Here is a 13,511-nt window from a genome sequence, read left to right on the forward strand (position 1 = left end):
GCGGCCCCATATCGGGGCTGCCGTCTGACATGTCCCGGCATCTGATCGCAGCTGAGATCGCCAATAGCTGAGACTGGATCGCAACTGAGATCAGATGACAGGTGAGCGCGCCGCCATTTGCTGGCTGTCGTGGGCAGTCCGTCATGGGCTGGCCCTGCCGACGCTCGCGCGACAGCGGCGCAGAGCAATTTACCGCTGGTGGCCCAGGCCGATGCCGAGCGCCAGGGCCTTCTGACGGAGCGAGCCTTCGGTCCGCTTCATGGCCTTGGCGATCTTGGCAACCGGGGTCTTGGACTTCGAGTGCTGCTTCAGCAGCTTGATGTCGGCGGGCGTGTAGGGTTTCCGCGCCAACTTCTTGGTAGCTGCCTTCTTAGCTGTCTTCGCCACTTGATTCTCCTTTTGGCAATGGTGGTCCTAAATAGCATGTGTAGTCGAGCTATCAAGCGATTGCGGCAAATGCAACGCTATTAGTTCTTGTTAGTTCATCATTCGGGGTTAATCCCTGCTTTGAGGGACTGGTCAATCTTCCGTGAGCGCCTGCGCGCCTTCCTGTGGACAACTCTCCGCGTGCGGCTGGAGAGGTTGTTTGTTCTTCTCTCGTTCTTCGTGACGGGCCGGATTGGGGCGCGCAGCGGCCGGAAAAGCGACCGGTGCGTGCAGCTGAAGCACCTGACAGGGGAGGCTCAACTCGACCTACGCGGACCCAAATGCCGCCTTTCGGGCTTAGGATAGTTCAATAGGCAGCTCTGCCCTTTGTTAGTGCTTGATCCCTAAGCACAGCAATGTTCTGCTTAAAAAAGTTGCTGGAGCGCCGAAACCTCGTGTCAATCTACGTCGCATTACATCACGTCACCCATTACAAATACGATCGTCCGGTCGAACTGGGCCCGCAGACCATCCGCCTGCGTCCTGCACCACATACCAGGACCCCCGTGCTGAGCTATTCGCTCAAGGTCACGCCGCCCAACCATTTCGTGAACTGGCAACAGGATCCGCAAGGCAATTGGCTGGCCCGCTACGTTTTCCCTGAGAAGGTGAACGAACTCAAAATCGAGGTCGACTTCACGGCGCAGATGACCGTGATCAATCCGTTCGACTTCTTCGTCGAGCCTTATGCGGACAGTTTTCCCTTTGCCTATCCCGAGGGCCTCAAGGTGGAACTCGCGCCCTATCTCGAGACGATCGAGCCGGGGCCGTTGTTCGCGGAATACTTGAAGTCGATTCCCCGCGATGCGGACAACACCGTCAACTATCTCGTCGAACTCAATGCGCAGTTGCAGAAAAAGATTCGTTATATCATCCGGATGGAGCCCGGTGTTCAAACGCCGGAGGAGACGCTGTCGTCGGCCGCCGGCTCCTGCCGCGACTCGGCGTGGCTGCTGATCCAGACGCTGCGGCATCTCGGCCTCGCCGCCCGCTTCGTCTCCGGCTATTTGATTCAGCTTCGTCCCGACATTGATCCGGTCGAGGGGCCGGTCGAGGTCGAGAATGATTTCACCGATCTGCATGCCTGGGCGGAGGTCTATCTGCCCGGTGCTGGATGGATAGGCTTCGACGTCACCTCGGGCATGCTGGCGGGCGAGGGACACATCCCCGTTGCTGCGACTCCCCACTATCACTCGGCCGCGCCGATCAGCGGCAGCGCCGGAGTTGCCGAGGTCGACTTCAACTTCGAGATGAATGTGAGGCGCATCCGCGAAGCGCCGCGGATCACCCGGCCATTTTCGGATGAGGCGTGGGACCGGCTCGACCGCCTCGGCGAAGCCGTCGATGCCGATCTCGCCGAAAACGACGTGCGGCTCACGATGGGCGGCGAGCCGACCTTCGTGTCGATCGACGACATGGAATCGGCTGAGTGGAATACGGCTGCCGTCGGCCCGGCCAAGCGCGGGCTCGCCGACAGCCTGATCCGGCGTCTGCGCGCGCGTTTCGCGCCCGGTGGCCTGCTGCATTACGGCCAGGGCAAGTGGTATCCCGGCGAAAGCCTGCCGCGCTGGGCGTTCGGACTGTATTGGCGCAAGGATGGTGAGCCGATCTGGCGCAATCCGGACCTGATCGCCAGCGTCGATGGTCCGCGCAAGGCGACGATCCAGGATGCGGAGCGTTTCCTCGACACGGCCGCCGAGACGCTCGGGCTCGAAGCCGACTACGTGCTGCCCGCGTTCGAGGATCCCGCGCATTGGCTGCAGAAGGAAGCCGCCCTGCCCGAGAACGTCGACGCACTCGACTCCAAGCTCGCCGATCCCGAAGAGCGCGCGCGCATGGCGCGGGTGTTCGACGAAGGCCTGCACATCCCGCGCGGCTTCGTGCTGCCGATCCAGCGCTGGAATGCACAGCCCAGGCGCTGGCGCAGCGAGCGCTGGGGCCTGCGGCGCAAGCGCCTGTTCCTGATTCCCGGCGACTCGCCGCTCGGCCTGCGGTTGCCGATCGGCTCGCTGGCCTACATTCCGCCGGAAGATTTCCCGTATATCCACGAGCAGGACCCGATGGAGGAGCGCGGGCCGCTGCCGATGTTCACGCAGGGGCGGCCGGTGATCGTGCCACAGGTGCCGCCGCTGCCGAAGCTCGACCGCGCGCCGAAGCCGCAGCAGGACGTTCAGTATCAGTACTGGGGCGGGCTCGGCGTCCGCACGGCGATGTCGGTCGAGATCCGCGATGGCATTCTCTGCGTGTTCATGCCGCCGGTCGAAACCATTGAGGACTACCTGGAGCTCGTCGCAACGGTCGAAGCGACGGCGGAGGCGATGCAGATCAAGGTTCACGTGGAGGGCTATGCGCCGCCGTTCGATCCGCGCATCGAGGTGATCAAGGTGACGCCCGATCCGGGCGTCATCGAGGTCAACATCCAGCCGGCCTCGAGCTGGCGGCAATCGGTCGACATCACCTTCGGACTTTATGAGGATGCCGCCAAGGTGCGGCTCGGCGCCAATCGCTTCCTGATCGATGGTCGCCACACCGGCACCGGCGGCGGCAATCACGTCGTGGTCGGCGGCAGCTCGCCGCCGGATTCGCCGTTCCTGCGCCGCCCCGATCTGCTGAAGAGCCTCGTCCTGTATTGGCAACGGCATCCGTCGCTGTCTTATTTGTTCTCCGGCATGTTCATCGGGCCGACCAGCCAGGCTCCGCGCATCGACGAGGCGCGCCACGACAGTCTCTATGAGCTGGAGATCGCGCTCGCCAATGTGCCACGGATCGGGCAGAGCGTGCCGCTGTGGCTGGTCGACCGGCTGTTCAGGCATCTGCTGGTGGACATCACCGGCAACACGCATCGCTCGGAGATCTGCATCGACAAGCTCTACTCGCCGGAGGGACCGACGGGCCGCCTCGGACTCGTGGAGTTCCGTGCGCTGGAAATGCCGCCCGATCCGCGCATGTCGCTGGCGCAGCAGCTTCTCATCCGTGCGCTGATCGCCAAATCGTGGCGCGAGCCGCAGGACGGCAAGTTCGTGCGCTGGGGCACGGCGCTGCACGACCGCTTCATGCTGCCTCACTTCATATGGGAAGACTTTCTTGATGTCCTGGATGAGCTGAGGTCGTCCGGCTACGATTTCTCGCCGGAATGGTACCAGGCGCAGCTCGAGTTCCGTTTTCCGACCTTCGGCCGCGTGCAGCATGGCGGCGTGACGCTGGAGCTGCGGCAGGCGCTGGAGCCCTGGCATGTGCTGGGCGAGGAAGGCGCGGCCGGCGGCACGGTGCGCTATGTCGATTCCTCGGTCGAACGACTTCAAGTCAAAGCCGAAGGTTTCATCGAAGGCCGCCACCTCGTGACCTGCAATGGTAGGAGAATGCCGATGACCTTGACGGGGCGTTCGGCGGAGGCGGTGGCGGCGGTTCGTTTCAAGGCGTGGCAGCCGGCCTCCGGTCTGCACCCGACGATTCCGGTGCATGCGCCACTGACCTTCGACCTGATCGACACCTGGAATGGCCGTTCGCTCGGCGGCTGCGTCTATCACGTCGCCCATCCCGGCGGCCGCAACTACGACACCAAGCCGATCAACTCCTACGAGGCGGAGGCGCGGCGGCTCGCCCGCTTCCAGGATCACGGCCACACTCCCGGACGAATCCCGCTGCCGCCGGAAGAACGCACAAATGAATTCCCGATGACCCTCGACTTGCGCAGGCCGCTCCTGCATTGATGAAACGGAGTTTGCGCGGAGGACCAGGGTATGGACGGCTCGAGCGGCCAGGACCAGGGAGCGAGCCCCGCCGCCGGTCGGCCGGCGGCACGTTCTCCGCTGCGCCGCGCCGAGCATTGGGCGCGCGATTATGCCCGGCTCCCCGGCATCCCCGATGAGTTCATCGGGGCCGACGGCCGTCCGCGGCCGGTCTGGACCCGCTTTGCCGAGACCTTCGCCGCACTCGCGCCGAGCGACATCGAGCGCCGCTTCGCCTCCGCCGATCGCCATCTGCGCGAAGCCGGCGTCACCTATCGCTCGCCGGGCGATAACGCCGAGCGATTGTGGCCGCTGAGCCATCTGCCGCTGCTGATCGACGAGTCCGAATGGGCGCAATTGTCCCAGGGCATCGTCCAGCGCGCCGAGCTGTTCGAGCGGGTGCTGCAGGACATCTATGGCGAGGGACGGCTGCTCGCGAGCGGCGCGCTTCCTGCGGCCGCCGTCGCCGGGTCCAGCGAATATCTGCGCCCGGTCTGCGGCGTCAAACCGCCCGGCGGCCGCTTCCTCAGCATCTACGCCGCCGATATCGGCCGTGGGCCCGACGGCGGCTGGTGGGTGCTCAACGACCGCACCCAGGCGCCGTCCGGCATGGGCTATGCGCTGGAAAATCGGCTGGTGCTGTCGCGCGCCTTCTCCTCGATCTACAAGTCCATGAACGTCGAGCGTCTCGCGCCGTTCTTCGAAGCGTTCCGCGATGCGCTGCGCGCCAGCGCCGATCGTGACGAGCCGCGCATCGGCGTGCTCACGCCGGGCATGTTCAGCGAGACCTATTTCGAGCACGCGACGCTGGCGCGCTATCTCGGCTTCCTGCTGGTCGAGGGCGACGATCTCGCCGTCAGCGGCGACCGCGTGCACATCCGCACCGTCGCCGGCCTCAAGCGCGTCGACGTGCTGCTGCGGCGGCTCGATTCCAACTCGCTCGATCCGCTCGAGCTCGACGCGGCCTCGCGGCTCGGCGTTGCCGGACTCATGGACGTCGTGCGCAAGGGCGGCGTCGTGGTCGCCAACATGCCGGGCTCCGGCGTGCTCGAGGCGCGCGCGCTGCTCGGCTTCCTGCCGAGCCTTGCCCGGCGCGTGCTCGGGGAGGATCTCAAGATCCCGCACATCGCGACCTGGTGGTGCGGCCAGAAGTCCGCGCGCGACGAGGTGCTGTCGCGGCTCGAGGAGTTCGCGATCGAAGGCGCCTATGGCCGCGCCGTGCCGGGCTTCGCGAGCAGCGGTCCGGTGCTGGCCGGCGAGCTCTCGGCCGCCGAGCGCGAGCGGCTGCGCGCTGCCATCAGCCAGCGCGGCATCGATTATGTCGGCCAGGAGGTGGTGCGGCTGTCGACCACGCCGGTGTGGCAGGACGGCCGGATCGCGCCGCGGCCGTTCGTGCTGCGGGTGTTCGCGGCCGCCACGCCCGACGGCTGGACCGTGATGCCCGGCGGCTTCTGCCGCATCGCCGACAAGCTCGATGCGCGCGCGGTGTCGATGGGCGACGGCGCGCGCGCCGCCGACGTCTGGGTGGTCGCCGACAAGGCGGTGGCGGCGCGCACTTTGCTGCCGGGCTCCGACAACGTGCGGATACGCCGCATCGCCGGCGTGCTGCCGAGCCGCGCCGCCGACAATCTGTTCTGGCTCGGACGCTATCTGGAGCGCGCCGAGGCCACCGTGCGGCTGATCCGGGCGCTCGCAGCCCAGCATCGCGATCCCGGCAAGGGGTCGCCGGCGCAGCTCAACACCTCCGAGCGCATCCAGCGGCTGTTGCTGGCGTGGGGTGCTGTTGAGCAGACCTCGCGCAGCAAGGGATTCCAGGTGGCTGCCGAAGCCCTGCAGGCCGAGGCGCAGTTCGGCTCGGCGCTGTCGCTGCTCAGATCGGCGCAGCGCACCGCGACCTCGCTGCGCGAGCGCCTCTCGCCCGACGCCTGGCAGGTCATCACCGAGATGCCGAATCGGCTGGCGCAGGAGGCCGAGGATGAGGACGCCGTCGTCAGCATGGCCGAGCTCACGCTCGACAGGCTCGCGAGCTTCGCCGGCCTCGCCCAGGAGAACATGAATCGCGCCGCCGGCTGGCGCTTCCTCGACATGGGTCGCCGCGCCGAGCGCGCCATCAACACCGCGCGGTTCGCGCGGCAGTTCGGCTATGACGAGGCGACGCCCGAGGATCTCGACGTCCTGCTCACCCTGGTCGATTGTCAGATCACCTATCGCTCGCGCTATCTGATCGGCCCGGCGCTGGCGCCGATCCGCGATCTCGTCGTGCTCGACCTCTATAACCCGCGCTCGGTCGCGTTCCAGGTCGAGCTGCTGAACGAGCACATTGCGAGCCTGCCGGTCCTGAAGGAGAACGGGCTGATCGAGCGGCCGCAACGCCTCGCGATCTCGCTGGGCGCGCGGCTGACCGCAGCGGAGGCGGCCCATCTCGACGGCCGCACGCTGTTTGCACTGGAGCAGGACCTGCTCAATCTGGCGGAGGCGATTGGCCAGCACTATTTCCCGCATGGTCCGAACGCGACGCGGCCGGAAAAGCTGACGGGCCTCGCGTGATCTACGACATCCGGCATGTCACGACCTATGAGTATGAGAGCGCCGTCAGCTTTGCCCGCTGCTCGTTGCGCCTGGAGCCGCTCAGCGGCGACGGCCAGGAGCTGATCTCGCATAGCATCGACATCCGCCCGCGTCCCTCGGAGCGGACGGCGCGGCGCGATTTCTTCGGCACGCTGACCGAGAGCATCGTGATCGACACTCAGCACCGCCACCTGCGCATCGACTCGCGCTCGCGGGTGAGGCTGTCGCGCACACCGCCGGAGCGCGATGCGCCGAGCGCGGCCTGGGAGGACGTGCGCGATGCCGCCTTCGAGGCGACGAGCCTCGGCCCGTCGTCGCCGATCGGCTACGTCTTCGCCAGCGCGCTGGTGCCGGTGCTGGAGCCGGTGACGGACTATGCCGCGGCAAGCTTTCGCGCCGGCACCGGCATCGTTGCCGGCGCGGCCGACCTCATGCGGCGCATCCGCAAGGAGTTCAGATACGATCCGAAGGCGACCGTGATCTCGACCCCGTTGCGCGAGGTGTTCGACAATCGCCACGGCGTCTGCCAGGATTTTGCTCATATCATGATCGCCGGCCTGCGCGGTCTCGGTCTGCCCGCGGCCTATGTCAGCGGCTATCTGCGCACCATCCCGCCCGAGGGCCAGCCGCCGCTGCAGGGCGCCGACGCCACCCATGCCTGGGTGTCGCTGTGGGGTGGCGAGGAGCTGGGCTGGATCGGCTTCGATCCGACCAATGATCTCCTGGTCGGCAATGATCACATCATCCTCGGCATGGGCCGCGACTTCTCCGATGTCTCGCCGGTCGATGGCATCATCGTCGGTTCGCGCAAGCAGAAGCTCGGCGTCGCCGTCGATGTGGTGATGGTCGAGTAGGGTTCCCTGACGGGGAACGGCCGGAACATTTTTCCCGCATCGCACTTGATCCGCCCGAGGGGCCCGAAATGGGGGCTGGCTGACCCTTTCGAGCGATGGAGTGATCGACATGAAACGCGTTGCAATCGTCATTGGCCTCGTCGGCGCCTGCGTCGCCGGCAGCGCCTCGGCCCAGCCGAGTGCGAACCTCACCGGCACCTACCGCTGCATCCAGATGTGCCGCGACGGCATGATCGGCGCGCCGGCCTTCGTGACGCAGAACGGCGATGCCGTGAACCTGACCACCGAGACCGGCGAGTCCCTCCAGGCTTGGCCGGACTGGAATGCTCCCAATAGCCGGCTGTGGATCGATGCGCGCGACGAAAGCGCGGTCTATTCGCCCGACGGCATGCGCATTCAGTTCGACGACGGCCGCGTCTGGGAGCGCGACCTGCCGCCGCCGCTGATCGTGCGCCGCGCGCCGGTCGTGTACGGGCGATAAGCGATCGCCATTGCTACCAAGGCCCTCGCGCACGCGGGGGCCTTGGTTTGCGGGTGAGATGAAAGGTGCCGGCCTCACAATCACTGTCGTCCCGGCGAACGCCGGGATCCATAACCCCAACTGAGTGATGGGCGGCACGCTGTTAGCAGCATCTCGCACGTCACTCCTGCTGCGGAGTATGAGTCCCGGGCTTGCCTGGGACGACGGCGAGTTTGTTGCACGGTCTCTCCACCATTCGCGCTGCGGCGGGATACTTTCCGCTATCATTGTCCGCGAAAGCGGACGATCCAGTATTCGCCGGAAGGGGTGATGAATCGAGACGCCGCGGCGTGCTGGATGCCCGCCTGCGCGGGCATGACACGGGGTATGGGGCGGCGTTCTCGCGACATGATCTGTCCGAGTCATGATGGATCGTTCGACCCTCCTGATGATGAGAGGGCGCAGGGAATGCCGGGTGATGGCCTCACCCATGGCCCGCCTGCGAAAAGAATGCAGGCGGCAGGAACCACAGGCAAAGCCGGATCAACCGGCATTCCCTGCGCGATGGCTTTACGGCTTATACGTGGTCTCCCTGGTGCGCCGGGCTTTCTGGCCACCATCCCCAGCGCGATCGCATTGCGCCAGGTTGACACCAGCATCGGGGTGTCGGGACATCACGACTTCACCGTGCGCATCATGCCGTTCGTCCGCGCGACTGATCACGCTGCAGCACCACACGCCCACCGCTCCCCAGGCTCCACGTTCGTGACGATCGCGATCCGCCCCTCTCACGAGCCCGGGATGGCCGGAAACATCGGTCTGATTTGCCCGACGATGCAAGTGGGCAAGCGTGCGACAAACTGGCACGACGGGCAATTCGGGCATGGCGGATATGCGCGATCTGTTAGTTGTCGTTCAGACAGCGAGCGGCATGCTGAATCCGGCACCAGCAGAGAAGCTCAGCACTTCCGCATCTGCAAACAATGTTCTCGCCCCTCGACATCAGTTCGAAACGACTCGATGAAGCCGCCCTGGCGCTGGGTCACATACACGGTCTTGCCGTCGGTGCCGCCGAAGGCGAGGTTGGTCGGCTCCTTGGCTTTCAGCGCGATCTCCCTGATCATGCGCCCATCCGGCGCCAGCATGGCGATGCTGCCCTTGAGGATGCGCGCGACCAGCAGCCGGCCGCTGGCGTCGGTGCGCAGTCCGTCGATCGTGTTCGGCTCGAAGGTCTTGATCAGCTTCGGCCGTGTCAGCGCGTCGCCGTCGATCGCATAGGACCAGATCTCGCCGCTGTTGGATTCGCCGACATAGAGTGTGCGGCCGTCGGGGCTGAGATCGATGCCGTTGGCGGTGCCCATGGCGCGTGGCGCGATCATCGCCGCGCCCTGCATCACGCCATCAGCGCCCTTCGCAATGCGCCAGACGCGGCCGCTGCGCGCCTTCCAGTTGGGATCGCTCGCATAGATGGTGCCGTCGCGTGACAGCGTGACGTCGTTGGGCTGGCTCATGTCGTCGCCATGGAAGACGAGGCGGGGCTCGGTGGTGCCGGGCGCGATGGCGAAGATGTTGTGCTTCTTGTAGTCGGCGACGAACATGACGCCGGCAGCGTCGATGCGGATCGCATTGCCGATGCTGCCGTCGGGCAGCTCGGTGAATTTCTCCGAGGCCGTCGCTTCCGGCGCCAGCCTGCCGATCGTGCCGGGTTTGCTGATATTGACCACGAACAGATTGCCGTCGCGGTCGACGGCGGGGCCTTCGATGCCGAAGGTGTATTCGCCTGACGGTGTGAGCTGCGTGCTCTCGAACAGTTTTGGGGCGGCCAGAGCAGGGACGGTCGCAAGGACGAGCATTGCGAGTTCCGCCAAACGCGGGATGCGTAGGGTGGGCAAGGGCGCGATGCGACCCTGCTTCCGCGCCAACACCGTGTGCGGCGCGCCGTACCCACCATCGCGGGCAGCGGTGCTCGCGACTACCCCCACCCCCGACCCCTCCCCGCAAGGGGGAGGGGAGCACACTGCGCCTGTGGCAGTTGCTTTGCTCATCCCAGGGATCATCTCGGCGCGTCCGTCAGAGCGGCACCAGAAACTGCTGTTGGATGTAATAGCCATCGTCGTCCGTGCAGGTGCCGTTGAGATAGGTGTCGGCTGGCCGGAAGAAACGGCTGAAGCCGGGCTTATTGACGGCAGACCTCTCGGTCACCACGACGATCTTGCCGAACGGAATGTCGCCGCATTCGCGGCCGTCCGCGGCGAAGAACTTGCGGTGCGGCGGGCCACCCGCTTTGACCCGCATCCGCGTGCCTGGAACCAGGCGCGCGACGAGGTCGTCGGCCACATCAAGCAGTTTCGCATAGCCTGGTTCCGTCTTGATCAGGTCGGCCCCGGGCGGCATCTGCCGCTCGGCACCCAACCCGCGCAATCGCCGACGCAGCCGGCCGGCTTCGGGATCGCCGGGATAGATCCAGCCGTCCTGGGTCAGCATGAAGCGCAGCACCGCGAGGTCCTTGTCTCGATCGGATTGCCCGGCCTCGAGGCCGAAATCCGAATGGCAGCCGCGACAATGTTTCTCGACGAGGTTCTTGCGCACCATCGCCAACCGCGCGCGGCTGGCAGAGTCGTCCATCACCAGGGACGCCAGCCGATCGATCAGCGCATTGCTCCTGACGTCGCAAGGCAACGGCTCGGGTGCAGCCTCGTCCGTGCGGTCGATCCGGATCACGGTCTGGTTCTTGTCCTCCACCAGCCAGATCGCGCCGTCGTCGGCCACGGTCATGCCGACCGGCGCGCCTTGCGGCCGGATGCCGTTGACGCGATGCCACCCCGTGATGATCTCGTCGAACGCCGCGGCCGGTGCGGGACCGGCTGCGGTCTGGAAAGCGCGGGTCGGCTCGGCGGCGCAGCTCACATGATAGCGCACCGGCGCCGGGCTCACTTTCGGGAAGCCACGCTCATCGACCTCATAGGCGAGCAGCCGGCTGCCGGTCGGCCGGTAGCCATGCAGGCCGACCAGCAGCCTGCCTTTCAGCTCGTCGAAGCGATCGCCCGTGTAGTAGAGCATGCCGAGCGGCGCGCCATGCGGTGGCAGCAGCGACCAGGGCTGCTTGTAGAGCGTGGTGGTGTTGCAGAGGTTCTTGAGCGCGCCGGATTGCAGCACGCGCTTGAATTCCGGGCTCGGCGTCGTCAGGTCGTAGCAATAGGGCCAGCCATAGTGGCGGCCTTGCTCGATGGCGTTGATCTCCTCGTTGGGTGCGAACACGTCCTGCAGATCGCGCGCGTTCTCGCCCTGCAGCAAGGCGGTGCCGGGATCGGGAAAGCGCGGATGCAGGGCCAACGCCATTGAGTTGCGCAGGCCGCGCGCGTAGACCTCGTGCGGCGGCGACGGATCGCCGGATTTCAGCGCCGCAAAGACGCCGCCGGCCGGTGGCGTGAACAGCCAGATCGCGGCGAGCGCCGAGGTGCCTTCACCGGCGGCGCAGGGCTGCGTGATCGGCGCCGGCGACAGGCAGTTGTCGCTAGGCGAGCCGATGTTGACGAACAGCCGTCCGGTGCGGTCGAAGGCGAATGCCTTCAGCGGATGCGCACTTTCCGATAGGCGCGTGCCGTCGGGCAGCGTGAGGCTGCGTCCCGGCAGGTCGCGGATGATGGTCTCGATCGTTGCTTTCGGGTTGCTCGCAAGCGGATCGAAGCGGAAGATCGACGTATCGGTGGCGGCGTAGATCTTGCCGTCGGGACCGGCCGCAAGCCCGAACGGATAGGACAGCCGCGTGATCGCCTCGCGGAGGCGCTGGCCGGCCGGCGCCGCGGGATCGAGGATCAGCAGCCGGCCGTCGTCATGGCCCCAGCCGCCCATGTCCGCGATCACGAACAGCCGATGGCCGGGGATCTGCACGATGCCGCGCGGAAATCTCAGGCCATCGTCGCGGCTGGCGACGAGACCGGCGCAGAAGCCGGCCTTCATGTCGATCCGCAGCCGTGGAAAGGCGAGGGGCGCCTCGCCGCAGCTGGCCGAGCTCAACGCGTAGCCGCTGCGGATCGTTGCGTCGTCAGCGCGGCCTTGGCTTGCGCCGAACACGACGGTCGCGACGACTGCAAGGACATGCCACGACCGGCGCATGCGATCCGATCTGCTCAGTGCATCAGATTGTACTGCACGATGTAGGCCGCGGCACCCGCGAAGTAGCCGAGCAGGGCGATGCCGCTGATGCGGCGCACGTACCAGAAGAAGTGGATGTTCTCGAGCCCCATCGCGGCGACGCCGGCCGCCGAGCCGATGATCAGGATCGAGCCGCCGGTGCCGGCGCAATAGGCGACGAACTCCCATAGAAAACTGTCCGGCGGAAACTGGCTCAGGCTGTACATGCCCATCGACGCCGCGACCAGCGGCACGTTGTCGATCACGGCGCTGGCGAGCCCGAGCACGATCACGATCAGATCGAGCCGGCCGACGGTACGGTCGAGCCATTGCGCCAGCGCCTCGAGGATGTGGGTGTGCTCGAGCGCGGCGACTGCCAGCAGGATGCCGATGAAGAACACGATCGAGGGCATGTCGATGCGGGTCAGCGCATGCACGAGCGTCAGGCGCTGCTTCTGCTCCGAGGCCTTCTCGCGATGGATGATCTCGCCGACCATCCAGAGTAGGCCGAGCCCGAACAGGATGCCCATGAACGGCGGCAGGTGCGTCACCGCCTTGAACACCGGCACGGCGACCAGGATGCCAAGGCCCATGAAGAACATCAGATTGCGCTCGAACGGCAGGATCGGGCTGATCGAGGCGAGGCCGGCGCTCGCGGGCGGCACGAGCTGCTTGCCGCGCAGGGTGAAGCTGACGACGGCAAGCGGGACCAGCAGGTTCAGGAGCGAGGGGATGAAGACCGACTTCATGATCGCGAGCGGCGTGATCTGGCCGCCGATCCACAGCATGGTGGTGGTGACGTCGCCGATCGCCGACCAGGCGCCGCCGGCATTGGCGGCGATGACGATGATCGATGCGAAGACCAGGCGGTCCTCGTCGCGGCCGGACAGCTTCTTCATCAGCGACACCATCACGATCGCGGTGGTGAGGTTGTCGAGCATGGCGCTGAGAAAGAAGGTGACGAAGCCGACCAGCCACACCAGCGTGACCTGGTTGCGGGTGCCGATCAGCGAGGTCACGACCTCGAAGCCGTTATGGGCGTCGATGACCTCGACGATCGTCATCGCGCCGATCAGGAAGAAGATGATCTGGGCGGTCGAGGCCACGGACTCGTTGAGCTCGGTCGCGACCGCCGGAGCCGTCCCGCCCATGACGGCGTAGACGGTCCACATCAGGCCGGCGCCGACCAGGGCCGTGGCCGCCTTGTTGATCCGGAACGGGTGCTCCAGCGCCACCACGGCATAGGCGAGCGTGAAGACGGCGACGATGGCAGCGGTCATCGCGGGGGATTTCCGGTCATGAATCTCGGCATGGGCAGCGTGGAACCGCCCCAGATATGAC

The 13,511-nt window shown here is 66.2% G+C and carries 8 protein-coding genes; 4 read left to right on the top strand and 4 right to left on the bottom strand.

Annotated elements, in window-relative coordinates; translation table 11 throughout:
- Nucleotides 1–189: 189 nt before the first annotated feature.
- Entirely contained in the window at nt 190–387 is a 198-nt protein-coding gene (locus QX132_RS17990; protein WP_008964013.1) for a hypothetical protein, read from the bottom strand.
- A gap of 434 nt (nt 388–821) precedes the next feature.
- On the opposite strand from QX132_RS17990, the gene QX132_RS17995 reads away from it, so the two are divergent.
- The 4 genes from QX132_RS17995 (at nt 822) to QX132_RS18010 (ending at nt 8,057) form a co-directional block, all read left to right on the top strand.
- Nucleotides 822–4,136 carry a transglutaminase family protein gene (locus QX132_RS17995; protein WP_315813062.1) on the top strand — a complete coding sequence of 1,105 codons (3,315 nt, stop codon included), beginning with the start codon at nt 822–824 and terminating at the stop codon, nt 4,134–4,136.
- A 30-nt stretch (nt 4,137–4,166) separates the two neighbouring features.
- Nucleotides 4,167–6,701, top strand: coding sequence for a circularly permuted type 2 ATP-grasp protein (locus tag QX132_RS18000; RefSeq protein ID WP_316162212.1), 2,535 nt, complete (start codon nt 4,167–4,169; stop codon nt 6,699–6,701).
- Nucleotides 6,698–7,576, top strand: coding sequence for a transglutaminase family protein (locus QX132_RS18005; protein WP_315798081.1), 879 nt, complete (start codon nt 6,698–6,700; stop codon nt 7,574–7,576). Before QX132_RS18000 ends, QX132_RS18005 begins: the two co-directional genes overlap by 4 nt.
- A gap of 100 nt (nt 7,577–7,676) precedes the next feature.
- The gene (locus QX132_RS18010; protein ID WP_315714907.1) at nt 7,677–8,057 is read left to right on the top strand and encodes a hypothetical protein; all 381 of its coding nucleotides are present in this window, start codon (nt 7,677–7,679) and stop codon (nt 8,055–8,057) included.
- 938 nt (nt 8,058–8,995) lie between these two features.
- Here QX132_RS18010 and QX132_RS18015 read toward each other — a convergent pair.
- The 3 genes from QX132_RS18015 to nhaD all read right to left on the bottom strand — a co-directional run bounded on the left by QX132_RS18015 (nt 8,996) and on the right by nhaD (nt 13,450).
- Nucleotides 8,996–9,889, bottom strand: a complete 894-nt coding sequence (locus QX132_RS18015; RefSeq protein WP_315737285.1) for an SMP-30/gluconolactonase/LRE family protein — start codon at nt 9,887–9,889, stop codon at nt 8,996–8,998.
- A gap of 217 nt (nt 9,890–10,106) precedes the next feature.
- The gene (locus QX132_RS18020; protein WP_316162213.1) at nt 10,107–12,152 is read right to left on the bottom strand and encodes a PQQ-dependent sugar dehydrogenase; all 2,046 of its coding nucleotides are present in this window, start codon (nt 12,150–12,152) and stop codon (nt 10,107–10,109) included.
- 14 nt (nt 12,153–12,166) lie between these two features.
- Nucleotides 12,167–13,450, bottom strand: a complete 1,284-nt coding sequence (gene nhaD / locus QX132_RS18025; RefSeq protein ID WP_316162215.1) for a sodium:proton antiporter NhaD — start codon at nt 13,448–13,450, stop codon at nt 12,167–12,169.
- Between the last annotated feature and the right edge of the window lie 61 nt (nt 13,451–13,511).

Source organism: Bradyrhizobium sp. SZCCHNRI20481, from assembly GCF_032485055.1.
Classification (GTDB): domain Bacteria; phylum Pseudomonadota; class Alphaproteobacteria; order Rhizobiales; family Xanthobacteraceae; genus Bradyrhizobium.